The organism is Streptomyces sp. NPDC026301 (genome assembly GCF_055567935.1).
In genome coordinates, this window is record NZ_JBVHPN010000030.1 from 28,192 (window position 1) to 51,830 (window position 23,639).

General features: G+C 73.0%; 19 protein-coding genes, 1 tRNA gene and 1 other RNA gene. 8 read left to right on the plus strand and 13 right to left on the minus strand.

From position 1 onward, the window contains the following. The first annotated feature begins 29 nt into the window (after positions 1-29). From cobG to ACZ4MH_RS32560, 3 genes are read left to right on the plus strand one after another with little or no spacing between them, the layout of a single operon-like run. Positions 30-1,481, plus strand: coding sequence for a precorrin-3B synthase (cobG, locus tag ACZ4MH_RS32550; RefSeq protein WP_351593258.1), 1,452 nt, complete (start codon positions 30-32; stop codon positions 1,479-1,481). Beyond that, positions 1,478-2,125, plus strand: a complete 648-nt coding sequence (locus ACZ4MH_RS32555) for a precorrin-8X methylmutase (RefSeq protein ID WP_351593261.1) — start codon at positions 1,478-1,480, stop codon at positions 2,123-2,125. Before cobG ends, ACZ4MH_RS32555 begins: the two co-directional genes overlap by 4 nt. Further along, positions 2,122-3,654 (plus strand): precorrin-2 C(20)-methyltransferase, encoded by a 1,533-nt coding sequence (locus ACZ4MH_RS32560; protein WP_351593264.1) that lies wholly within the window; start codon positions 2,122-2,124, stop codon positions 3,652-3,654. Before ACZ4MH_RS32555 ends, ACZ4MH_RS32560 begins: the two co-directional genes overlap by 4 nt. Before the next feature lie 87 nt (positions 3,655-3,741). Here ACZ4MH_RS32560 and ACZ4MH_RS32565 read toward each other — a convergent pair whose 3' ends face one another. Further along, positions 3,742-4,524, minus strand: a complete 783-nt coding sequence (locus tag ACZ4MH_RS32565) for a cobalt-precorrin-6A reductase (protein WP_351593266.1) — start codon at positions 4,522-4,524, stop codon at positions 3,742-3,744. A gap of 11 nt (positions 4,525-4,535) precedes the next feature. Here ACZ4MH_RS32565 and ACZ4MH_RS32570 point away from each other — a divergent pair, with 11 nt between their 5' ends. Next, entirely contained in the window at positions 4,536-5,690 is a 1,155-nt protein-coding gene (locus ACZ4MH_RS32570; RefSeq protein WP_351593269.1) for a cobalt-precorrin-5B (C(1))-methyltransferase, read from the plus strand. Between the two features lie 34 nt (positions 5,691-5,724). Here the strand turns inward: ACZ4MH_RS32570 and cobM are convergent, their stop codons facing one another. After that, positions 5,725-6,474, minus strand: coding sequence for a precorrin-4 C(11)-methyltransferase (gene cobM / locus ACZ4MH_RS32575; RefSeq protein WP_351593272.1), 750 nt, complete (start codon positions 6,472-6,474; stop codon positions 5,725-5,727). Then, positions 6,471-7,805, minus strand: a complete 1,335-nt coding sequence (gene cbiE / locus ACZ4MH_RS32580; protein WP_351593275.1) for a precorrin-6y C5,15-methyltransferase (decarboxylating) subunit CbiE — start codon at positions 7,803-7,805, stop codon at positions 6,471-6,473. Before cbiE ends, cobM begins: the two co-directional genes overlap by 4 nt. Before the next feature lie 262 nt (positions 7,806-8,067). On the opposite strand from cbiE, the gene ACZ4MH_RS32585 reads away from it, so the two are divergent. Beyond that, entirely contained in the window at positions 8,068-9,870 is a 1,803-nt protein-coding gene (locus ACZ4MH_RS32585) for a S9 family peptidase (protein WP_351593278.1), read from the plus strand. 108 nt (positions 9,871-9,978) lie between these two features. Here ACZ4MH_RS32585 and ACZ4MH_RS32590 read toward each other — a convergent pair whose 3' ends face one another. The 10 genes from ACZ4MH_RS32590 to ffs all read right to left on the minus strand — a co-directional run bounded on the left by ACZ4MH_RS32590 (position 9,979) and on the right by ffs (position 21,402). Further along, a complete protein-coding gene (locus ACZ4MH_RS32590) occupies positions 9,979-10,914 on the minus strand; it encodes an SURF1 family protein (protein WP_351593281.1) in 936 nt (311 codons plus the stop codon). A gap of 105 nt (positions 10,915-11,019) precedes the next feature. Beyond that, positions 11,020-12,396: a DUF4232 domain-containing protein gene (locus tag ACZ4MH_RS32595; RefSeq protein WP_351593284.1), complete on the minus strand. Its 1,377-nt coding sequence runs from the start codon at positions 12,394-12,396 to the stop codon at positions 11,020-11,022. Beyond that, entirely contained in the window at positions 12,393-12,968 is a 576-nt protein-coding gene (locus ACZ4MH_RS32600; protein ID WP_351593287.1) for a SigE family RNA polymerase sigma factor, read from the minus strand. The genes ACZ4MH_RS32595 and ACZ4MH_RS32600 overlap by 4 nt, the downstream gene beginning before the upstream one ends. A 562-nt stretch (positions 12,969-13,530) precedes the next feature. Further along, complete coding sequence (locus tag ACZ4MH_RS32605) at positions 13,531-14,628, minus strand: aspartate-semialdehyde dehydrogenase (RefSeq protein ID WP_351593290.1); 1,098 nt, start codon at positions 14,626-14,628, stop codon at positions 13,531-13,533. A gap of 80 nt (positions 14,629-14,708) precedes the next feature. Further along, positions 14,709-15,980 (minus strand): aspartate kinase, encoded by a 1,272-nt coding sequence (locus ACZ4MH_RS32610; RefSeq protein ID WP_351593293.1) that lies wholly within the window; start codon positions 15,978-15,980, stop codon positions 14,709-14,711. Between the two features lie 505 nt (positions 15,981-16,485). Then, positions 16,486-17,145: a DUF5063 domain-containing protein gene (locus ACZ4MH_RS32615; RefSeq protein WP_351593296.1), complete on the minus strand. Its 660-nt coding sequence runs from the start codon at positions 17,143-17,145 to the stop codon at positions 16,486-16,488. After that, complete coding sequence (recR, locus tag ACZ4MH_RS32620; protein WP_351593298.1) at positions 17,138-17,737, minus strand: recombination mediator RecR; 600 nt, start codon at positions 17,735-17,737, stop codon at positions 17,138-17,140. The genes ACZ4MH_RS32615 and recR overlap by 8 nt, the downstream gene beginning before the upstream one ends. Before the next feature lie 175 nt (positions 17,738-17,912). Beyond that, entirely contained in the window at positions 17,913-18,272 is a 360-nt protein-coding gene (locus tag ACZ4MH_RS32625) for a YbaB/EbfC family nucleoid-associated protein (protein ID WP_351593301.1), read from the minus strand. A gap of 197 nt (positions 18,273-18,469) precedes the next feature. Beyond that, on the minus strand, positions 18,470-21,193 hold the full coding sequence (locus ACZ4MH_RS32630) for a DNA polymerase III subunit gamma and tau (RefSeq protein WP_467754828.1): 2,724 nt from the start codon (positions 21,191-21,193) through the stop codon (positions 18,470-18,472). Positions 21,194-21,303: 110 nt separating this feature from the next. After that, positions 21,304-21,402: signal recognition particle sRNA small type (gene ffs, locus ACZ4MH_RS32635), an RNA gene on the minus strand. A 129-nt stretch (positions 21,403-21,531) separates the two neighbouring features. On the opposite strand from ffs, the gene ACZ4MH_RS32640 reads away from it, so the two are divergent. The 3 genes from ACZ4MH_RS32640 to ACZ4MH_RS32650 form a co-directional block, all read left to right on the plus strand. After that, positions 21,532-21,619: transfer RNA gene (locus ACZ4MH_RS32640), tRNA-Ser, on the plus strand. Between the two features lie 414 nt (positions 21,620-22,033). Further along, on the plus strand, positions 22,034-22,237 hold the full coding sequence (locus tag ACZ4MH_RS32645; RefSeq protein ID WP_031049505.1) for a cold-shock protein: 204 nt from the start codon (positions 22,034-22,036) through the stop codon (positions 22,235-22,237). Positions 22,238-22,572: 335 nt separating this feature from the next. Next, positions 22,573-23,639, plus strand: a 1,067-nt coding sequence (locus ACZ4MH_RS32650) for a DEAD/DEAH box helicase (RefSeq protein ID WP_467754829.1), incomplete at its 3' end; no start/stop codon positions are given.

Here is a 23,639-nt window from a genome sequence, read left to right on the forward strand (position 1 = left end):
GCGGGGCGGACGCCCGGGACGGGGTCGGTATGCTCGCCGCCATGCCCACGGCGACCAACCCTCCACCTCGGGACGAACCCCCCATACCGGTTCGCTCCGACGCCTGCCCGGGCACTTTGCGGCTGCACATGGCGGACGACGGTGCGCTGGCCCGCGTCCGGGTGCCCGGCGGCGTACTGACCGCTCCTCAGGCGGCCGCGCTGGCCGACGCGGCGGTCCGCCTCGGGGACGGCGCGCTGCACCTCACCTCGCGCGGGAATGTGCAATTGCGCGGCCTGGACGGCGACTGCGGCGCGGCCCTGGCGGGCCTGCTCGACGCGGCCGGACTGCTGCCCTCGTACCGCCACGAACGGGTACGCAACGTCGTCGCCTCCCCGCTGTCCGGCCTCGACGGCGCCGGACACGCGGACGTACGCCCCTGGTTGCGCGCCCTGGACGGCCTGTTGTGCGCGAGCGAGGCCGCGACCGCGCTCTCCGGACGCTTCCTGTTCGCGCTGGACGACGGGCGCGGGGACATGGCGGCGCTGGGGGCGGATGTGACATTGATCGCCTCGGGGGGCGACGCGCTGCTGCACGTGGGGGCGGCGGACGGCGCCCTTCGGGTGCGCGGTGCCGACGCTCCTCGGGGCGCGCTGTGCGCGGCCGAGGTGTTCCTGGAGGCGGCGGCGGAGATCGGCTCCCGTACGTGGCGGGTGCGCGATCTGCCGGACGGCGCGGGCCCGTTGGTGCGCACGACGGCCCGCCGACTGGAGACGGCCGGCATTCCCTGCACGTATGTGGCGAGCGCCTCGCTGCCTACGGAGGCGGCGCCCGCCCCCGGGATCGTCGACGGCCCCGTCGGCCACCGGGCGCTGTCCGTCCTCGCCCCCCTCGGCACCCTGACCGCCGACCAGTGGCGGCTGCTGGCCGACGCGGCCCGCGCGGACGGCGCCGGTGAAGTACGGCTGACCCCGTGGCGCGGCGTGGTCGTGCCCGGCCTCGACGGCCCCACCGCCGACGCCCGGCTGCGCGACCTGGCGGCGGCCGGCCTGATCACCGACGCCGCCTCCCCCTGGCACGGCGTCGGCGCCTGCATCGGCCGCCCCGGCTGCGCCAAGTCGCTGGCCGACGTGCGGGCGGACGCCGCGACGGCGCTCGGGACGGGCGGCGGGCTGCCCGTGTACTGGTCGGGCTGTGCGCGCCGCTGCGGTCACCCGCAGGGCCACTGGGTGGACGTGGTCGCCACCCCCGAGGGCTACGAGGTCGACGGGTACCGGGTCGCGGCGCGCGAAGTGGCTCTGCGTACTGTCGTGAGCGACGCCGCAGACATGAACGTGTCTTCAGGTGTATCTGATGTACCGGACCTAGGTGATGCACCGGTCCTTTCTGATGCACCGGTTCCTCCCGATGCGCCGGGCACTTCCGATGTACCGGATCTTGCCGTCGCCGTGGCGGCAGCGCGCACGACCACAGCGACCACAGCGACCACAGCGACGAGATGAGCGAGAGCACCGTGTTCGACTACGAGAAGGACGGGGCGGAGATCTACCGCCAGTCCTTTGCCACCATCCGCGCGGAGGCGGACCTCGCGGGGCTGCCCGCGGACGTCTCCCAGGTCGCGGTCCGGATGATCCACGCCTGCGGCATGACCGATCTCGTCCGCGACCTCGGGTACTCCCCGGACGTGGTGGCCCGCGCCCGTAAGGCGCTGCACGCCGGCGCGCCCATTCTGTGCGACGCGCAGATGGTCGCCAGCGGGGTCACCCGCAAGCGGCTGCCCGCCGACAACGCCGTGGTGTGCACCCTCTCGGAGCCGGGCGTGCCCGAACTGGCCGAGAAGCTGGGCACCACGCGCAGCGCCGCCGCGCTGGAGCTCTGGCGCGACCGCGGCCTGCTGGAGGGCTCGGTGGTGGCCGTGGGCAACGCGCCGACCGCCCTGTTCCGGCTGCTGGAGATGGTCGCGGAGGGCGCGCCGCGCCCGGCGGCCGTCCTCGGCATACCGGTGGGCTTCATCGGCGCGGCCGAGTCGAAGGACGCCCTCGCGGCGAACACGCTGGGCCTGGACTACCTGGTGGTGCGGGGCCGTCGCGGCGGCAGCGCGATGGCCGCGTCCGCCGTCAACGCGATTGCGAGCACCGCGGAATGAGCACCCCCACGGAGAGCGGCGCCGCTCCTCTGAACAGCGGCGGCACCGGGAAGCTGTACGGGGTCGGGCTGGGCCCCGGCGACCCGTCGCTGATGACCCTGCGGGCCGTCGAGGCCATCGCGGAGGCGGACGTGGTGGCGTACCACAGCGCCCGGCACGGCCGGTCCCGCGCCCGGGCGATCGCCGAGCGGCACCTGCGCCCCGACCACATCGAGGAGCTGCTGCGCTACCCGGTCACGGTCGAGACGACGGACCACCCCGGCGGCTACCGGGGCGCGCTGAACGACTTCTACGAGGAGGCCGCCGCCCGGCTGGCGGCGCACCTCGACGCGGGCCGCACGGTCGCCGTCCTCGCCGAGGGCGACCCGCTCTTCTACGGCTCGTACCAGCACATGCACAAGCGGCTCGCGCACCGCTACCCCACCGAGGTCGTCCCCGGGATCACCTCGGTCAGCGCGGCCGCGGCCCGGCTCGGTGAACCGCTCGTCGAGGCCGAGGAGACGCTGACGATCGTGCCGGGCACGCTGCCCGAGGACGAGCTGACGGCCCGGCTGGCCGCCGCGGACTCGGCTGTCGTGATGAAGCTCGGCCGCACCTTCCCGACCGTGCGCCGCGCCCTGGAGCGCACGGGGCGGCTGGCGGACGCACGGTACGTGGAGCGCGCGTACATGGACGGCGAGCGCACGGCTGCGCTGGCGGACGTGGACCCGGATTCGGTGCCGTACTTCTCGGTGGCCGTACTGCCGTCGCGCGTGGACACCGGGCCCGCGGTCCCTGAGTACGGCGAGGTGACGGTCGTCGGCACCGGCCCTGCCGGGGCGCCCTGGCTGACGCCCGAGTCGCGCGGCGCCCTCGACAACGCCACCGACCTGGTCGGCTACACGACCTACCTGGACCGGGTGCCGGTCCGGGCAGGGCAGGAGCGGCACGGCTCGGACAACAAGGTCGAGTCCGAGCGCGCGGAGTTCGCGCTGGACCTGGCGCGGCGGGGGCGGCGGGTGGCCGTCGTCTCCGGCGGCGATCCCGGGGTGTTCGCGATGGCCACCGCCGTGCTGGAGGTGGCGGCGCAGGAGGCGTACGCGGACGTGCCCGTACGGGTGCTGCCGGGCGTGACCGCGGCGAACGCGGCGGCCGCCCGCGCGGGCGCTCCGCTCGGCCACGACTACGCCACGATCTCCCTCTCGGACCGGCTCAAGCCGTGGGAGGTGATCGCCGAGCGGCTGGCCGCCGCGGCCGCGGCGGATCTGGTCCTGGCCCTGTACAACCCCGGTTCGCGCAGCCGGACCTGGCAGGTGGGCAAGGCCCGCGAGCTGCTCCTGGAGCACCGCGCGCCGGACACCCCGGTGGTGCTCGGCCGGGACATCGGCGGCCCCGAGGAGAGCGTCCGCATCGTACGGCTGGCCGACCTGGACCCGGCCGAGGTCGACATGCGCACGCTTCTGATCGTCGGCTCCTCGCAGACGCAGACCGTACGGCGCGAGAACGGCGAACAGATCGTCTGGACTCCGCGGCGGTACCCGGAGGACTGAGCCGGGCTTCGGGGGCGGCGGCTGCCTTTCGGGAGCGACGGCTGCCCTTCGGGGACAGCGGCTGTTTTTCGGGTGGCGCCCCCGGGGTCACGCCTCCGTGCGGAACGCGCCGCCCAGGTGCTCCGCCAGCCAGCGGACGGCCTGTTCCGGGCCGTCCGCGACGGGGACGCCGGCCGGGGCCGCCGGGCGGCGGACGACGACCACCGGGACGCCGGCCTCGCGGGCGGCCGTGAGCTTGGGCGCGGTGGCCGCTCCCCCGCTGTCCTTGGTGACCACCACGTCGATCCGGTGCGCGCGCAGCAGCGCCCGTTCCCCGTCGAGGGTGAACGGGCCGCGGTCGAGCAGCACCTCCATGCGCGGCGGGCACGGGCCCTCGGGCGCGTCCACGGACCGCATGAGGAACCACAGGTCGGCCAGGTCCGCGAAGGCGGCCAGGCCCATCCGGCCCGTGGTGAGGAAGACCCGCCGGCCCAGGTCCGGGAGGAGCGCCGCGGCCTCCTGGAGCGAGCCGGCCGAGTGCCAGTCGTCGCCGTCCCCGGGGGCCCAGCCGGGACGGCGCAGCGCCAGCAGGGGAACATGGGCCATGTCTGCGGCCGTCGCCGCGTTGAAACTGATCGTTCCGGCGAAAGGATGGGTGGCGTCGATGAGCACGTCCACCTGGTGCGCGCGCAGCCACTGGGCCAGCCCCTGCGCACCCCCGAAGCCGCCGATGCGGACCTCGCCCGGCGGCAGCACAGGGCGGGCGACACGGCCCGCGAGCGAGGTCGTCACGCGTACGTCGCCGGCCTGCGGGCCGTCGGCCAGCGCCGCGGCGAGACGGCGGGCCTCCGTCGTCCCGCCGAGTATCAGTACGTGCGTCGCGGCGTGCATCGGGACCTTCCATGAGTGAGGCGAGTGGCGGGCGCAGCGCCCAACTCAAGCACACCGGTCTGCGGCCCGGCTGGACGACCGGCGCCTGCGCGACGGCGGCGGCCACCGCCGCGTACACCGCGCTGCTGAGCGGCGACTTCCCCGACCCGGTGACGATCACGCTGCCCAAGGGGCAGACGCCCGCCTTCGCGCTGGCGGTGGAGGAGCTGACCGAGGACCGGCCCGGGAAGGCGCCTGGGGGGCCGTCGGGGCGCCGGGCGACGGCCGGCGTGGTCAAGGACGCCGGCGACGACCCCGACGTCACGCACGGCGCGCTGGTCCGCGTCACCGCACGCGCCCTGCCGCCCGGCTCCGGCGTGGTCTTCAAGGCCGGACCGGGCGTGGGGACGGTGACCCGCCCCGGCCTCCCCCTCGACGTCGGCGAGCCGGCCATCAACCCGGTACCGCGCCAGATGATGCGCGACCACCTTGCCCAGGTCGCCGCGCGCCACGGGGGCGGCGAGCCGGACGTCGAGCTCACCGTCTCGGTCGACCACGGCGAGGAGATCGCCCGCTCCACCTGGAACCCGCGGCTCGGCATCCTGGGCGGCCTGTCCATCCTCGGGACGACCGGCATCGTCGTGCCGTACTCGTGCTCGGCCTGGATCGACTCGATCCGGCGCGGCGTGGACGTGGCCAGGGCGGCCGGCCGTACGCACGTGGCCGGCTGCACCGGCTCGACGTCCGAGAAGACCGTGGTGGCCGAGTACGGCCTGCCCGAGGACGCCCTCCTGGACATGGGCGACTTCGCGGGCGCGGTACTGAAGTACATCCGCCGGCACCCGGTCGACCGGCTCACGATCTGCGGCGGCTTCGCCAAGCTCTCCAAGCTGGCCGCCGGCCACCTGGACCTGCACTCCGCCCGCTCCCAGGTCGACAAGGGCTTCCTGGCCGGGCTGGCCCGGCAGGGCGGCGCCGACGAGGCGCTGGCCACGGAGGTCGCGGCCGCCAACACCGGCCTCGCCGCGCTCCAACTGTGCGCGGCGGCCGGAGTCCCACTGGGCGACCTGGTGGCGGCCACCGCCCGCGATCAGGCCCTCGAAGTGCTGCGCGGCGCCCCCGTGGCGGTCGACGTCATCTGCATCGACCGCGCGGGCAACGTGGTGGGGCGCAGTACGGTGCGCTGACGCACGGCCTCCTGGGACACGTGGCCCGCGGGCGTCAGCACACGTGACGGTCGCGCTCCGCCGAGTACAGGTGGCTGTCCCGGAACTGCTCGGCGCCCAGCGTGCGGCCGACGATGATGACGGCCGTACGGACGATCCCCGCCGCCTTCACCTGGTCCGCGATGTCCTCCAGGGTGCCGCGCAGCACGAGCTCGTCGGGCCGGCTGGCCATCGCGACCACCGCGGCGGGGCAGTCCGCCCCGTAGTGCGGCAGCAGCTCTTCGACGACCCGGTCCGCGTACCGGGCGGCGAGGTGCAGCACCAGAAGGGCACCGCTGCGCCCCAGGGTGGCCAGGTCCTCGCCCTCGGGCATCGCGGTCGCCTGCTGCGCGATACGGGTGAGGATGACCGTCTGGCCGACCGTGGGCACGGTCAGCTCCCGCTTGAGCGCCGCCGCTGCCGCCGCGAACGCCGGTACGCCGGGCACCACCTCGTAGGGCACACCGGCCGCGTCCAGGCGCCGCATCTGCTCGGCGACCGCGGAGAAGACCGACGGGTCGCCGGAGTGCAGCCGGGCCACGTCGTGCCCGGCCTCGTGCGCGCTGATCACCTCGGCGGTGATCTCGTCGAGGTTCAGCTGCGCGGTGTCCACCAGCCGGGCGTCCGGCGGGCATTCGGCGAGCAGTTCGCGCGGTACGAGGCTGCCCGCGTACAGGCAGACCTGGCAGGCGGCGAGCGTCCGGGCACCGCGCACCGTGATCAGGTCGGCGGCACCGGGGCCCGCGCCGATGAAGTACACGGTCATCTGTCGTCTCCTGAGAGTGCTTCGTAGTCGTCGGTGCCTTCGGGCCGGCCGACTTCCTGGGAACGGCCGTCGCTTACGGGGTCCTTGCGCACGGCCCACTGGGTGACCGGCATGGCCTGCCGCCACCCGGTGAAGCCGCCCACCGGTACGGCGTGCGCGACGGCCAGCCGTACCAGCTCGCCGCCGTGCTTCCGGTACCAGTCGGCGAGCAGCGCCTCGGACTCCAGCGTCACGGTGTTGGCCACCAGCCGGCCGCCGGGCGGCAGCGCGTCCCAGCAGGCCGCGAGCAGCCCGGGGCGGGTCAGCCCGCCGCCGATGAAGACCGCGTCCGGTGCCGGCAGGCCGGACAGGGCGTCCGGGGCCGGGCCGGTGACGACCCGTAGGGCCGGTACGCCGAGCCGGTCGGCGTTGCGCCCGATGCGCTCGGCCCGTACGGAGTCGCGTTCGACGCAGACGGCGCGGCAGGAGCGGTGGGTCCGCATCCACTCGATGGCGATCGAACCGGAGCCGCCGCCGATGTCCCACAGCAGCTCGCCCGGGGCCGGTGCGAGCGCCCCGAGGGTGGCGGCGCGGACGTGACGCTTGGTCAGCTGCCCGTCGTGCTCGTACGCGTCGTCGGGCAGTCCGGGTACCGCGCCCAGGCGCAGCGCGTCCGGGGCGCGGCGGCACTCCAGGGCGATGATGTTCAGCGCGTCCCCCGGCGGGTGCGGCCAGTCCTCGGCGGTGCCGGTCAGGACGCGCTGCCGCTCGCCACCGAGCTGTTCGAGCACCCGCATCCCGCTCGGCCCGAAGCCCTGCTCCGCCAGCAGCCGGGCGACCTCGGCGGGGGTACCGGGGCCCGCGCTGAGGACGAGCAGCCGCCGGCCGTCGTGCAGGGCGGCGGACAGCTGCGCGGCCGGCCGCCCGACGAGCGTGACCACCTCGGTCTCCTCCACCGGCCAGCCCAGCCGGGCGCAGGCGTAGGAGACGGAGGAGGGGTGCGGCATGATGCGCAGCGCGTCCGTGCCGACCGCCCCGTCGCCGAGCACTTCGGTGAGCGTCCGCCCGATGCCGTAGAACATGGGGTCGCCGCTGGCCAGCACCGCGACCTTCCGCCCCGCATGGGCCGCGAGCAGGCCGGGCACGGAGGGCCGCAGCGGCGACGGCCAGGACACCCGCCGCCCCGCGCACTCCGCGGGTAGCAGGGCGAGTTGGCGCGGCCCGCCGATGACGACGTCCGCGTCCCGCAGCACGGTCTGCGAAGCGGACGGAATACCGCCCCACCCGTCCGCTCCGATCCCGACGACGGTCACGGCCGGTGGCGTGGGGGGTGGGGACGTGGCGGGGGTCACAGCCGGCTACCTCGGAGGTCGAGCGGGTTCGGAGCCGCACTCTACTGGCAGGACGCGGCGCCCCGGCGGCCGCCTCCTGACGGGACCGCGGACGCATCGCCGACGGCGTTGCGGATGGGCCTTTGGCGGTGCTGCGGACGGGTCCCCGACGACATCGGGAAAACACTGCCAACCCCACCGCTGACATGCCCGTGACGAAAGTTTTCCACAGGCGAGCGGGCGGCCCGACGCGATGTGCCCCGCCGGGCGCAGAATGGGTCGCATGACTGACGAGACCACTGCCATCACCGAGTCCATGCCGGACTGGGAGAAGCGCTTCCGGGCCCCGCGCGTCGGCCTTCCCGAGTGGGCCGAGGACGCCCCCGCGCGCTCCCTGTTCGTGTCGAACGCCACCGGCACCTTCGAGCTGTACACGTGGGACCGGGCCAGTGGTGCGCAGCGCCAGGTCACGGACCGGCCGAACGGCACGACGGACGGGACGCTCACCCCCGACGGCGAGTGGATCTGGTGGTTCTCGGACACGGACGGCGACGAGTTCGGCGTCTGGATGCGCCAGCCGTTCGGCGGCGGCGAGGACGAGCCGGCCGCGCCCGGTCTTGCCCCCTCCTACCCCGGCGGACTCGCCCTCGGCCGCGACGGCACCGCCGTCATCGGCCGCTCCACCGACGAGGAGGGCTCGACGATCCATGTCGTCCGGCCCGGCCAGGACCCGGTGGAGATCTACCGCCACCGCGAGTCGGCCGGCGTCGGCGCCCTCTCCCACGACGGCTCGCTGATCGCCGTCGAGCACACCGAGCACGGTGACGCGATGCACTCCGCGATCCGCGTCGTGCGCCCCGACGGCTCCACCGTCGCCGAGCTGGACGACACCAAGGGCGGCACCGAGGAGCTGGGCCTGTCGGTGATGGGCTTCGCCCCGGTCGACGGCGACGCCCGGCTGCTGGTCGGACACCAGCGCCGCGGCCGCTGGGAGCCGATGATCTGGAATCCGCTGACCGGCGAGGAGACCGCGCTCGCCATAGAGCTGCCCGGCGACGTCGGCGCCGACTGGTATCCGGACGGCTCGGCCCTGCTGGTGGAGCACGAGTTCCAGGCCCGCGGCGAGCTGTGGCGGTACGTGCCCGAGGACGGCGAGCTGACCCGCGTCGAGACCCCGACGGGCACCGTCTCGGGAGCGACGGCCCGCCCCGACGGCACGGTGGAGTTCCTGTGGTCCTCCGCGGCGCAGCCCCCGGAGGTGCGCTCCACGAGCGGCGCGGTCGTGCTCGACCCGCCCGGGATGAAGGCCCCCGGCTCTGTCCCGGTGACCGACATCTGGGTCGAAGGGCCGGGCGGCCGCATCCACGCGCTGATCCAGAAGCCGGCAGGCGAGGGCCCGTTCCCGACCGTGTTCGACATCCACGGCGGCCCGACCTGGCACGACAGCGACGCCTTCGCCTCGGCGCCGGCCGCCTGGGTGGACCACGGCTTCGCGGTCGTGCGGGTCAACTACCGCGGCTCGACGGGTTACGGCCGGGAGTGGACGGACGCGCTCAAGCACCGCGTCGGCCTGATCGAGCTGGAGGACATCGCCGCGGTCCGCGACTGGGCGGTGGAGTCCGGCCTCGCCGACCCGCGCAAGCTCGTTCTCTCCGGCGGCTCCTGGGGTGGGTACCTGACGCTCCTCGGCCTCGGCACGCAGCCGGATTCCTGGGCGCTGGGCCTGGCCGCGGTCCCCGTCGCGGACTACGTCACGGCGTACCACGACGAGATGGAGGCGCTGAAGGCGATGGACCGCACGCTCCTCGGCGGCACGCCGGAGGAGGTGCCGGAGCGCTTCGAGGCCTCGTCCCCGCTGACGTACGTCGACGCGGTCCGCGCGCCGGTCTACATCTCCGCCGGGGTGAACGACCCGCGCTGCCCCATCCGCCAGGTGGAGAACTACGTCGACCGCCTCAAGGACCGCGACCACCCGCACGAGGTCTACCGCTACGACGCGGGCCACGGCTCCCTGGTCGTGGAGGAACGCATCAAGCAGCTCCGCCTGGAACTGGACTTCGCCCGCCGCTACCTGGGAGACGTATGACCATTATCTGAGGGCCGGGGAGGGGGGAGGGGGCGGGGGGCGGGGGGGGGAGGCCCCCGGGAAGCGCTCCAACCGAGCCGGCCGGGCAGCCGCCCGCCGGGCCGCCCCTCAAGAGCCGGAACGGACCTTCGGCTCAGCACCGGACTCAGGAACGCTGCCCGACCCCGGCTCAGCCGCCGATCCCGGCTCAGCCGCCGATCCGGGCTCAGCTCCCGGCTCAGCCTCGGCCGCCGGCCCCGCTCCAGGCCCCTGCCCCGCTCCCAGTCCCTCCGTCGGGATGCCCAGTGCCGCGTCGCGGGCCGCTTCGGACTCGCGGCGGAAGAGGCGGAACCACATGAAGAGCACGAAGCCCGCGAAGACGAACCACTCGCCGGTGTAGCCGAGGTTCTGGAACGCCTTGAGGTCGAGTCCGCTGCCCTCGGCCGCGGCCGGCGGCACGGCCTTCATCGGCCCCTGGGCGTGAGAGACCGTGATCCAGGCGTCGTACACGTCGTACGGCACGATGTTGACCAGCGACGCCGCGCTGATCATGCCGAGCTGTCCCTGCGGCAGGCCGCCGCCGGTCTGTACGCCGTCCGTGCCCTGGTTCTCCGACGCCTGCAGCGCGCCGGTGACGGTCACCTCGCCATGCGGCGGCGCCGGTACCTTCGCCGTATCGGCCTTCGCGTCCGCGTCGCCCGGCAGCCAGCCGCGTACGACGGGCAGCGCCTTGCCGCCGTCCGTGCGCAGCAGCGTCAGTACGTAGAAACCGGTGCGCTCGCCGAGCTGCCGGCCGGGGACGAGCAGCTGGTGGCCGGTGTCGTAGTGCCCGGTCGCGGTGGCGCGCCGGCCGGAGGTGTTCTTGTCGACGGGCAGCAGCCGGGTCAGCGGGCGGGCGGCCGCGGTCTTGGCGTCGGCCGCCTGGTGTTCCTGCTGCTGGTGCGTGTCGACGCGGTCCTCGAAGCGGCTCAGCTGCCAGCTGCCCATGAAGACGCACACGGGGATCGCCAGCAGGACGAAGACGTTGATTCCCCACCATCGCGGGGTGAGCAGGAACCGGTACACACCATCAAAGGTACGGGCACGTGCCTCGTACCCGGACGGCGGGCCCGTACCTGACCCAGTACCGCCCCGCTCCCCGAACGACGGTCCTGCCGCCCGGCAGCGGCCCTACTGCCCCGGCAGCGGGCCCGTGCGGTACACCGTCCCGGCGCACGCGTCGTTGATCGTGGTGGCCGCGGCCGACGGCTCGCCGGCCTCCGGGGTGTGGCTGACCGCCACGCTGGCCGTTTGCGTACCGCCGTCCGCCGGCCCCTCGCTGCCGCCGCCCGCCTGGTCGCCGCTGCCGTCGGCCGAGGAGGGGTTCGCCGGCTCGCCGGAGCCCGCCCCCTCGGAGCTGCCGGGCGTCGGCGTACCGGGCGCCGCGCAGCCCGAAGGCCCGCCGCCCTCCGCCGGGATCCAGGCGAACTTCACTTCGTACGCCTGGCCGGGCTTCAGCACGATCTGGTCGGGGGCGACGGCCGGGTCCGGCAGGCCCGGCGCGGCGTCGCCCGCCGTGTGGTCGACGACCTGCACGCGGGTCGGGTCGGCGCTGCCCTGGGCGACGGCGATCACGCTGCCGCCGCCGTCGACCGAGCAGGTCGCGGTGGAGGTGTTGACGATCCGCAGGGCGCCGTAGACGCGGCCTTCGGCGTCGGGCGTGCCGAGGCTGCCGCTGCCGCTGCCGAGCTGGGCGCGCAGGCAGGTGGGCGAGGTGACGTCCATCGTCGCGGTCGGGTCGGCGGCGGGGCCGCCGGGCTCCTCGGCCCTGCCGTCCTTGGCCTTGCCCTCGTCCTTACCGGTCCGCTTGCCGTCCTTGTCGGTCTTCTTGCCGTCCTTGCCGGCCGGGCGGTCGCTGTGCCGTCGGCTCGTGCCGCCCTTGGTGCCGCCGGTGGTGACGTGCGCCTCGGAGCTGCTGGCGGCGTTGGCGCGGCGGTCGATGGCATCGTCTCCGCCGTTGGCGACGTGCAGCATGGCGGGCATGGCCGTACCGCCGAGGAGCAGTACGGCGGCCGCGCCGACCACGGCGTGCCGGCGGCGCCTGCGCCGGGCCGGTACCGCGCGGCGGAGCGTTTCGAGGGAGTCGGGGGACGGTGCCAGGTCCTGGACGGCGGACTGCAGGAGATTCCGCAGCTCGTCCTCGCCACCGCCTCCGGAACCACCGCCACCGAAGCCGGCCCCGCCGAGCCCGGTCCCGCCGAGCCCGGTCCCGTCGGACCCAGCCTCACCAAGGTCGGGCTCACCGAAGCCGCCGTCGGCGTCGGGCCCGCCACGCCCGCCGTCTCCCATGGCACTGTTCATGGCACCGTTGTCATCCGGCGGCGAAGCCGAAGCTCCGTGCGCTTCCCGCTGCGACTGCCCGTCCTCGCCGTGCGCTTCCCGCCGCGACCGTCCGTCCCCGCCGTGCGTTTCCCGCTCCGGCGGCCCGTTCTCCGGGCGCGCCGTTCCGTGCTGGCCCGGTGAGCCTTCCGATGCGGGCTCGTGCGGGCCGTGCTGCTTGCTGGTCATGCCGGAGCCTCCATGGCGACGCGCAGCGCCGCGATACCCCGTGAGCCGTACGCCTTCACCGAGCCGAGCGATATGCCCAGCGTCTCGGCGACCTGCGCCTCGGTCATGTCGGCGAAGTAGCGCAGCACGAGGACTTCGCGCTGGCGCCGCTGCAGACCGCGCATCGCCTTGATCAATTGGTCCCGTTCCAGCTGTTCGTACGCGCCCTCTTCGGCGCTCGCCATGTCGGGCATCGGCTTGGAGAGCAGCTTCAGCCCGAGGATGCGGCGGCGCAGTGCGGAGCGGGAGAGGTTGACGACCGTCTGCCGCAGATAGGCGAGGGTCTTCTCGGGTTCGCGTACGCGACCGCGCGCGGAGTGCACGCGGATGAACGCCTCCTGGACGACGTCCTCGCAGGACGCGGTGTCGTCCAGGAGCAGCGCGGCGAGACCGAGCAGGGAGCGGTAGTGCGCTCTGTAGGTCTCGGTGAGGTGGTCGACTGTCGTGCCCGCTGCCATCGCGTCGTCAGCGTTCCCGTGCTGGGACGGTGCCTGCGTGGGACGCGCGGCGGGCCAGGGGGCGATCACCGGCATGCCACCGGGGATGCGAGTACGCGACGGCCGCGCCACAGCCGCGCCGCCCGCGCTCCCAGGGCCGATTGCAATGCCGAGTACTTCTGCCACGCCTGTTGGACACGCTTCCCCCCGTCAGGGTTGTACGCGCAAGGCACCGTTTTTGGCGATGCGTTGAATGCCCTCATGCGTACCAGCTCTTCCCCGATGCCCCGTATTGCCCTTGCCCATAAGGGCGTTTTACGTACTTGCCGCGCCCCTCTCGAGGCCTTCGCCGTACGCCGTGCGTGCGCGTCGCCGAACCGTGCCGTGCCGAACGCCCAGGAGGGGCGGCGACAAAGACGCTCCCCGCGCGGCTGCGGTTGCAGCACGACGGGGAGCGAATGGCCGAGCGGTCCATCGGCCCTGATCAAGGGACCAGGACGCATGGTCCGCCCACAGGACCTTCACAAGTAATCATCGAATTATTACCCACCGGGCAGGCTCTTGGGGAGTGGGTTCTTCGAACTTCAAGTATTCCCTGACCGCCGGCTTCCGCCCGCCGGCTTTCGCCTGTCAGCTCCCGCCCATCAGCTTCCGCCCGTCAGCTGCCGTCCGTCAGCTCCGCCGCGACCACCTCGGCGATCTGCGCGGTGTTCAGCGCGGCGCCCTTGCGGAGGTTGTCGCCGCACACGAAGAGTTCGAGCGCGCGCGGGTCGTCCAGCGACCTGCGCACCCGCCCGACCCAGGTCGGATCCGTGCCGACCACGTCGGCGGGCGTGGGGAACTCCCCCTCCCCCGGGTCGTCGCACAGTACGACGCCGGGCGCCGCGGCCAGGATCTCGTGCGCCCCGGCCACCGTGACCTCGCGCTCGAAGCGCGCGTGCACGGTCAGCGAGTGCGTGGTGATCACCGGTACGCGGACGCAGGTCGCGGTGACCCGCAGGTCCGGCAGTCCGAGGATCTTGCGGGACTCGTTGCGGACCTTCAGCTCCTCGGAGGACCAGCCGTCCTCCTGGAGTGACCCGGCCCACGGCACGACATTGAGCGCCACCGGCGCGGGGAACGGCCCGAGATCGTCGCCGACGGTCCGCCGCACGTCCCCGGGTGTCGTCCCCAGCTCCGTACCGGACACCGCGGACAGCTGGCCGCGCAGCGCGTCGACGCCCGCCTTCCCGGCGCCGGAGACGGCTTGGTACGAGGAGACGATCAGCTCGCTCAGGCCGTACTCGGCGTGCAGCGCGCCCAGCGCGACGATCATCGAGAGCGTCGTGCAGTTCGGGTTGGCGACGATGCCGCGCGGCCGTACGCGGGCGGCGCGCGCGTTGACCTCCGGCACGACCAGCGGGACGTCCGGGTCCATCCGGAAGGCGGCGGAGTTGTCGACGACCACCGCGCCCTTGGCGGCGGCGATCGGCGCCCAGCGTGCCGAGACCTCGTCCGGCACGTCGAAGAGCGCGACGTCGATGTCGTCGAAGACCTCTTCGGCGAGCGCGAGGACCTCGGTCTCCGCGCCCCGTACGGTCAGCTTGCGCCCCGCCGAGCGCGGGGAGGCGACCAGCCGTACTTCGCCCCAGATGTCGGCGTGCTCGGAGAGAATGCCGAGCAGTACGCCGCCGACGGCGCCGGTCGCGCCGACGACGGCGAGGTTCGGCTTGCGGGCCGCACGGTCGTCCGCGCGGCCCGCCCGGGCCGCCGCCACCGGACCACTGTCCGGGAGCGGCGCCCCATGGGCCGGTGCCGGCAGCCCGTCGGCCGCCGGCCTCGGCCCATCAGCCGTTGTCATCGTCCGGTGCCGCCATAGACCACGGCCTCGTCGGAATCGGTGTCGAGACCGAACGCGCTGTGGACGGCCTGCACGGCCTCGTTGACGTCATCGGCACGCGTGACGACCGAGATGCGGATCTCGGAGGTCGAGATGAGCTCGATGTTCACGCCCGCGTTCGACAGCGCCTCGAAGAAGCCCGCCGTGACGCCCGGGTTGGTCTTCATACCGGCGCCGACCAGCGAGATCTTCGCGATCTGGTCGTCGTAGCGCAGCGAGTCGAAGCCGACCGACGGCTTGGTCTTCTCCAGCGCCGCGATGGCCTTGCGGCCCTCGGTCTTCGGCAGCGTGAAGGAGATGTCGGTCAGGCCCGTCGACGCGGCCGAGACGTTCTGCACGACCATGTCGATGTTGATCTCGGCGTCCGCGATGGCGCGGAAGATCGTCGCGGCCTCGCCCGGCTTGTCCGGTACGCCGACGACCGTGACCTTCGCCTCGGAGGTGTCGTGCGCGACGCCCGAGATGATCGCCTGCTCCATCGGCTGGTCCCCTTGCGGTTCGTTGCTGACCCACGTGCCCTTGAGCCCCGAGAACGAGGACCGGACGTGGATCGGGATGTTGTAACGGCGTGCGTACTCGACGCAGCGGTGCAGCAGCACCTTGGATCCGGAGCTGGCCAGCTCCAGCATGTCCTCGAACGAGATCCAGTCGATCTTGCGGGCCTTCTTCACGACCCGCGGGTCGGCGGTGAAGACACCGTCGACGTCGGTGTAGATCTCGCAGACGTCCGCGTCCAGCGCGGCGGCCAGCGCGACGGCGGTCGTGTCCGAGCCACCGCGGCCCAGGGTGGTGATGTCCTTCTTGTCCTGGGACACACCCTGGAAGCCGGCGACGATCGCGATGTTGCCCTCGTCGACGGACGTCTTGATCCGGCCCGGCGTGACGTCGATGATCCGTGCCTTGTTGTGCACGGAGTCCGTTATGACGCCGGCCTGGCTGCCCGTGAAGGACTGCGCCTCGTGTCCGAGGTTTTTGATCGCCATCGCCAGCAGGGCCATGGAGATCCGCTCTCCGGCGGTCAGCAGCATGTCGAACTCGCGGCCCGAAGGCAGCGGGGAAACCTCCCCAGCGAGATCGATCAGCTCGTCCGTCGTGTCGCCCATCGCCGAAACCACCACGACAACCTGGTTGCCGTTCTTCTTGGCTTCGACGACTCGCTTGGCAACGCGCTTGATGCCCTCGGCATCCGCAACGGATGAGCCGCCGTACTTCTGCACGACAAGGCCCACGTGTGCTCGCTCCTCGCAACTGTCTGTCGGAAGCCCGGGTCCCTGCGGGTTCCGCAGGTCTGCGGGCGTTTCCGGACCCCTGTACAGGGGCCATGCGGTCGGCTCAGTCTATCGAGCAGGCGGAATCCGCCTCGCCAATACCACATCGTGAGACACATTGCTCGCTACCTGATCGAAACGGTCGACGTGCCGGTCGGGATCGCCCTTCGACGACCGACCTCAGCGTCCACCGCTCTGACCCGGTACGAGACGTCCCGTGTCCTTCTTCCGAGTATCTCCCGAAATGGCCGGCGTGGCGCACCGTCGCGCCCGCTCGGCAGGCCACCTGCCCGCTCCGGCCGGGAGCACACGGAAACGACCCGGAAACGTAAGCCAGGTCACAGGGCGTGCGGTGTTACGGCGGGGCGTACAGGGGCACGCCAGGTGGCTCACGCCGCCGAGCGACCCGCCGTACCCGCTGTAACAGCCGTACTCGCCGTAGCAGCCGTACTCGCTGTAGCCGCCCTCACGCCTGGTGCAGGCCCAGCGGTCCGGCGATCTCCGCCGCCATGACCTTCCCGGCCTCTTCCTCCAGGTTCTCCTCGCCGTCGGCACCGCTGTCGGTGTCCAGACCGTCCAGCTCGTCCAGCGGCTGGTCCAGGCGTACGTGCGCGACCAGCGACTGCAGGGCGCGCAGCGTGGCGCTCGCCGTCGGGCCCCAGTTCGACAGGTACGAGAACTGCCACCACCACAGGGCCTCGCTGATCCGCCCGGCCCGGTAGTGCGCGAGGCCGTGCCGCAGGTCGGTCACGATGCCGGCGAGGTCGTCGGAGATCCGGCAGGCCACGGGCGCGCTGCGCGGTACGTACGGGTCGAACAGCTCGTTGTACACGTCCACCGGGTCCAGCAGCGTCGCGAACCGCTCGCGCAGCTCGTCCACGTCCGGCTCCGGGCCGATGTCCGGCTCGTACCGGTCCTGCGGGACGATGTCCTCGTGCGCGCCCAGCCGGCCGCCGGTGAGCAGCAGCTGTGAGATCTCCAGCAGCAGGAAGGGCACCGCGCTGTCCGGCTCGTCGCCGCGCGCCACTTCCGTGACCGCGACGATGAAGCTCTCGATCGAGTCGGAGATCTGTACGGCGAAGTCGTCCGGGTTCTGCGTGGCGTTGTGCAACGTGGGATCAGACATCGAGAAGTCTCCGTCCTTCGAAGGCCCGCCCGAGCGTGACCTCGTCGGCATACTCCAGATCGCCCCCGACCGGCAGTCCGCTGGCCAGACGCGTCACCTTCAGCCCCATGGGCTTGATCATGCGCGCGAGGTACGTGGCGGTGGCCTCGCCTTCCAGGTTCGGGTCGGTGGCCAGGATCAGCTCGGTGACCGTGCCGTCGGCGAGCCGGGCCAGCAGCTCCCGTATCCGCAGGTCGTCCGGGCCCACGCCCTCGATGGGGCTGATCGCCCCGCCCAGTACGTGATACCGGCCGCGGAACTCCCGCGTCCGCTCGATCGCGACGACGTCCTTGGGCTCCTCGACCACGCAGATGACCGCGGGGTCGCGGCGCGGGTCACGGCAGACCTGGCACTGCTCGTTCTGCGCGACATTGCCGCACACGGCGCAGAACCGGACCTTCGCCTTGACCTCCATCAGCGCGTTCGCCAGCCGGCGGACGTCGGTCGGCTCGGCCTGGAGGATGTGGAAGGCGATCCGCTGCGCGCTCTTGGGACCGACGCCGGGCAGCCGCCCCAGCTCGTCGATCAGGTCCTGAACCACGCCTTCGTACACGGAACGCTCTCTCCCTTGTCCTTGTCCCTCGCCCGGGCCCCGGTCCTGTCTCCGGTGGTCCTGGTCTCCGGTGGTCCTGTCCGCCTGCTCCGTACGCTAGTTGGCCTCCCCGCCGAAGGGGAGTCCGTCGTTCGGAGTCTCCTGGCCGGCTACCGACCGGATGGCCGGGTACCGATCAGAAGGGGAGGCCGGGGATGCCGCTGCCGCCGCCGAGGCCCTGCGCGAGCGGGCCCAGCTTGTCCTGCTGCAGCTTCTGCGCCGCGGCGTTGGCGTCCTGAACGGCGGCGATGACGAGATCCGCGAGGGTCTCGGCCGTCTCCTCGGGCGTCGCCGCCTCCGGGTCCACCGCCTTCGGGTCGATCTCCAGGCCCTTCAGCTCGCCGGCGCCGGTCACGGTCGCCTTGACGAGCCCACCGCCCGCCGACCCCGACACGGGCGTCTGCGCCAGCTCCTGCTGGGCCGCCGCGAGGTCCTGCTGCATCTTCTGGGCCTGCTGAAGCAGCTGCTGCATATCGGGCTGACCACCGGGGATCACTGCGGACTCCTGCCGTACGACTACAAATGGGTGCGGTAGCCCGAGCCTACGTGCTCCGTGGCCGCTGCGCCCTACGCCGCAGGAAGGAGTACGGATGTACGTCTCCTCCGGGCCGCCACGAGCCTGCGGCGATTACGGAAAGCGACATACAGCGGGTTGATCTTCACTTTCCGTTCCCCCCGGCCCCCGCCGCGGACTCACTCGTTGTTGTACTCCTCTATGACCGTCGCGCCGAGCTCGCGGACGATGAGGTCGTAGCCGCTGAGGGCGGAGTCGACGAGGTCGGCGTCGTCCTCGGCCGGCATGTCCTCCTCGATCGAGAAGGGCGGGGGCTCGGGCTCGCGGTACGCGGGCTCGGCGGCCGGAGCCTGCGCCTGCTGGGCACCGGCCGAGGCCACGGCCTGCCGGGCGCGCTGCGCGCCCTGACCGCCGCCCGCGCTCCCATGCTGGTCGGGTGCGCCCTGCGCGGGCGGGGCCGGTGCCGCGGCCTGCTGCGGGGGTCCGGCCGGGGCGCCGCCACCGCCGTAACCACCGCCGCCTCCGCCGCCGAAGCCGCCACCTGCGGGCGCACCGACGCCGCTGCCGCCGCCGAAGCCTCCGCCGCCGCGCGGGGCCGCGCCGCCGCCCGGCGGGTTGGCGCCGCCCGACGGATCGATGATCGCCTCGACCCGCCACTGCACGCCGAAGCGCTCGGCCAGCGCCTCGCGCAGTACGTCCTCACTGCCGCCGTTCGCGAAGCTGTCGCGCGCACCGGCGTTGGGGAAGCCGACCTGCAGGGTCGTCCCGTCGAACCCGGCGACCTGGGCGTTCTGGCTGAGCAGGATCCAGGTGAAGCGGCGCTTGCCCTTCACCGCCTCCAGAATGTCCGGCCACATCTGCCGTACTTGCTGGGTCCCCTGAGCAGCGCCCTGCGCACCGGGACCCGGCCCCTGCGCACCGGCGGGCTGCCCCGAGCCGTACTGCTGGCTCTGCCCCGCGGGCTGCTGAGGCGCGGGGGGCTGGGGCGCGGGCTGCTGCGGGGCGGGTGCCTGCGGTGCGGACGACTGGGGTGCGGGTGCCTGCGGGGCGGACGGCTGCTGTACTGGCGCGCCGCCCTGGCTTCCGGGTGCGGCCGCGGTCGGCCAGCCGCCCGGCTGCCGGCCACCGGCCGCGCCGCCGTCGGCCGTACCGGTCGTGCCTGCCGGGGGGCCGGCCTGCGGTGCCGTACCGCCGCTCGTCGGCCAGGCTCCAGGCCGCTGACCGGCCTCCTCGCCGGGGCCGCCGGGCCCGCCGGCTCCGCCCGGTCCGCTCGCGGCGCCGGGCCAGGCGCCCGGACGGCGCGACGCCGCGCCGCCCTCTTCGCCGGAGCCGGGCCCCGAGCCGGAGCCCAGGCCGGAGCCCGAGCCGGCCGCCTGTCCACTCTCACCCGGCGCATCGCCCGAACCACCACCGGCGCCCGCCGAGCCACCGGCCGGCGGCGCCTCCGCCCCGGCCGCCGACTGTCCGCCACCGGGATATGCCCCACCGGCAGGTGCACCGGCAGCACCGCCCGCCGGGCCGCCCGCCGGAGCTCCCGTCGGACCGCCCGCCGCGCCGCTCGTCGCCCCGCGGACCGCGGCCCGCGCGGCCGCGGGACCGGCCGGGGCAGCCGGGGCCGCGTGCGCACCCGGTCCCGGTACGTACCCCGCCGCGACCTCGCCACCGGGCTGCATGACCGGCATCCCGCCGGGGCCCGGGGCACCGCCCGGCCCCGCGGGCAGGCCGCCGCCGAGCGCGGCCGCGCCGACCCCGCGCTCCAGGCGGTCCAGCCGCGCCTGCACCGACCGCTCGTCGTCGTACGCGGCGGGCAGCAGCACCCGCGCACAGATCAGCTCCAGCTGGAGCCGCGGCGAGGTCGCCCCGCGCATCTCCGTCAGCCCGGAATTGACGAGATCGGCGGACCGGCTCAGCTCTGCGGCGCCGAAGACGGACGCCTGCGCCTGCATCCGCTCCACGACGTCCGTCGGGGCGTCGATCAGCCCCTTCTCCGCCGCGTCCGGGACCGCCGCCAGGATCACCAGGTCCCGCAGCCGCTCCAGCAGGTCCGCGACGAACCGCCGCGGGTCGTTCCCGCCCTCGATCACGCGGTCCACGACCTCGAAGGCCGCCGCCCCGTCCCCCGAGGCGAACGCCTCCACGATCGAGTCCAGCAACGACCCGTCCGTATAACCGAGCAGTGCCGTCGCCATGGCATACGTCACACCGTCGGCACCGGCGCCCGCCAGCAGCTGGTCCATCACCGACATCGAGTCACGCACGGACCCGGCGCCGGCCCGCACGACCAGCGGCAGCACGCCCTCCTCGACCGGGATCTCCTCGCGGCCGCACACCTCGTGCAGGTACTCCCGCAGCGTCCCCGGGGGCACCAGCCGGAACGGGTAATGGTGCGTACGCGACCGGATCGTCCCGATGACCTTCTCGGGCTCGGTCGTCGCGAAGATGAACTTGAGGTGCTCCGGCGGCTCCTCGACCACCTTCAGCAGGGCGTTGAACCCCGCCGAAGTGACCATGTGGGCCTCGTCGATGATGTAGATCTTGTACCGGCTGCTGGCCGGGCCGAAGAACGCCTTCTCGCGCAGCTCCCGCGCGTCGTCCACGCCACCGTGCGACGCCGCGTCGATCTCGATGACGTCGATCGACCCGCGGCCGTTGCGCGCGAGATCGATGCAGCTCTGGCACTCGCCGCACGGCGTCGGAGTGGGACCTTGCTCACAGTTCAGGCAGCGCGCCAGGATCCGCGCGCTGGTGGTCTTGCCGCAGCCGCGCGGTCCGCTGAAGAGATACGCGTGGTTGACGCGGTTGTTCCGCAGGGCCTGCTGCAGCGGGTCGGTCACGTGCTCTTGCCCGATGACCTCGGCGAAGGTCTCGGGGCGGTAGCGGCGGTACAGCGCAAGGGATGACACGCATACGACGATATCGGCCCGCACTGACAACCGGCCCCGCCGACGGCTTCCCGCTGCCACCCCGCAACAGAGCGCGGCCGCCCCACCAGGCACGGGCCGCCCGCCCCGGAAACGCAAACGCCCCCCACGCACCCGCCAGAGCCGACCTACCCTTGCTGCCTTCCGGCCCTGGGGGAGTTCAGTCAGATAGCGCCACGTGAGGGGCTGCGCCCACAGTACCTGATCCAGCGCCCCCGAAACGACCCGCACCCCCTCCCCGGCCAGGGTTGTTCACGTCACACCGGTCGGCCGGGGATCAGGTTCGCGAGCACTCCTCCACGTCATGTAATGTCTTCCTCGGAGGATTCGCCTAGTGGCCTAGGGCGCACGCTTGGAAAGCGTGTTGGGGGCAACCCCTCACGAGTTCGAATCTCGTATCCTCCGCCAGTGCCTCACCGGGCACTACGTCGAAGGGCCCCACCGCTTGCGGTGGGGCCCTTCGACGTTCCGCGGCGGGCGGCGTACGAGTACGACGGGCAGCGTACGGATGGCGGCAGAAACGCTGTGCCCCACGCGTGCCAATATCTGTGGCCGCGGTGAGAGAAATCAACGCGACGCGCACTGAGGATTTCTTGTGCGGCAGCCGAAGTGGAATTACTCACCACCCAGTGCCGACCGTACCGTGCTAGTGTCGATGTCAGTTGCAGTTGTGGTTCCCAAAACTTCAAGTGCCCTCACCGTGTTTCCGTACCGGTGGGAGCGCTTTTTGTGTTTCCGGTCATTTCCGGCGGGGTGATCATCGCGGCGACGCGGAGTCCGCAAGGTGTGGACTCCGGGCACTGCCCCCAAAGGAGATTTAAAATGGCTGCTGGCACCGTGAAGTGGTTCAACTCGGAAAAGGGCTTCGGCTTCATCGAGCAGGACGGCGGCGGCCCCGACGTCTTCGCCCACTACTCGAACATCGCCACCCAGGGCTTCCGTGAGCTCCAGGAGGGCCAGAAGGTGACCTTCGACATCGCGCAGGGCCAGAAGGGCCCGACGGCCGAGAACATCGTTCCCGCCTGAAGCTGACGCATCATCGCAGCTGGGGCCCGCACCTTGGGGTGCGGGCCCCAGCTCGTTGCTTTTCCCGGCGCGCCGGACATACGCCCCATTCAGGAATCCGGACGCACGTCCCGTTCAGGAATGCGGACGCAATCCGCCTTGTTCCTTGATTGGGCTCGCCCTTGTCCGGCTCGCCCGCTCGGACCGCGCCACTCGTCCGAACGTATCGGTCCGTCGGTCACCTATTACCGACCAGGCCGCTTTCATATTTCATCCGGCTCGTTCTCGCAATTCTCCGCGCTGTGCACTCGCTGCGGGTATTCCTTGATACGTGCCGCATCGAGGAAGGTTCCCCAATGAAGCGCACACGTGGAAACGATCGCTACGACCGCACCCGTACCGGTGGCTCCGGCTCCGGTGGTTCCGGCGGCAGAGGCGGCGGCCGCTTCGGCGCCCCGTCCTCCGGCCGCTCCGGCGCTCCGCGCCGTTCGAGCGGTAACGGTCGCCGACAGGCCGCCCCTCAGGGTGAGTTCGCGTTGCCGGTGACGGTGACTCCTGGGCTGCCCGCCGTCGAGGCGTTCGCCGATCTGGAGATGCCCGCGCCGCTGCTGGCCGAGCTCGGTGCGCAGGGCGTGAGCACGCCGTTCCCGATCCAGGCGGCCACCCTGCCCAACTCCCTGGCCGGCCGCGACGTGCTGGGCCGCGGCCGCACCGGCTCCGGCAAGACCCTCGCCTTCGGCCTCGCCCTGCTGGGCCGCACCGCCGGACAGCGCGCCGAGCCGCGCCGCCCGCTGGCCCTGGTCCTGGTGCCCACCCGCGAGCTGGCCCAGCAGGTCACCGACGCCCTCACCCCCTACGCCCGCGCCCTGAAGCTGCGCCTGGCCACCGTGGTCGGCGGCATGTCGATCGGCCGGCAGGCCGGCGCGCTGCGCGGCGGCGCCGAGGTCGTCATCGCCACCCCCGGCCGCCTCAAAGACCTCATCGACCGCGGTGACTGCCAGCTCAACCAGGTCGCCATCACCGTGCTGGACGAGGCCGACCAGATGGCCGACATGGGCTTCATGCCGCAGGTCACCGCCCTGCTGGACCAGGTACGCCCCGAGGGCCAGCGGATGCTGTTCTCCGCCACCTTGGACCGCAACGTGGACCGGCTGGTCCGCCGCTACCTCACCGACCCCGTCGTGCACTCCGTGGACCCCTCCGCCGGCGCGGTCACCACCATGGACCATCACGTCCTGCACGTGCACGGCACCGACAAGTACCAGCTGACCACCGAGATCGCGGCCCGCGACGGCCGGCTGATCATGTTCCTGGACACCAAGCACGCGGTGGACAAGCTCACCCAGCACCTGCTCAACAGCGGCGTGCGCGCCGCCGCCCTGCACGGCGGCAAGTCCCAGCCCCAGCGCACCCGCACCCTGGC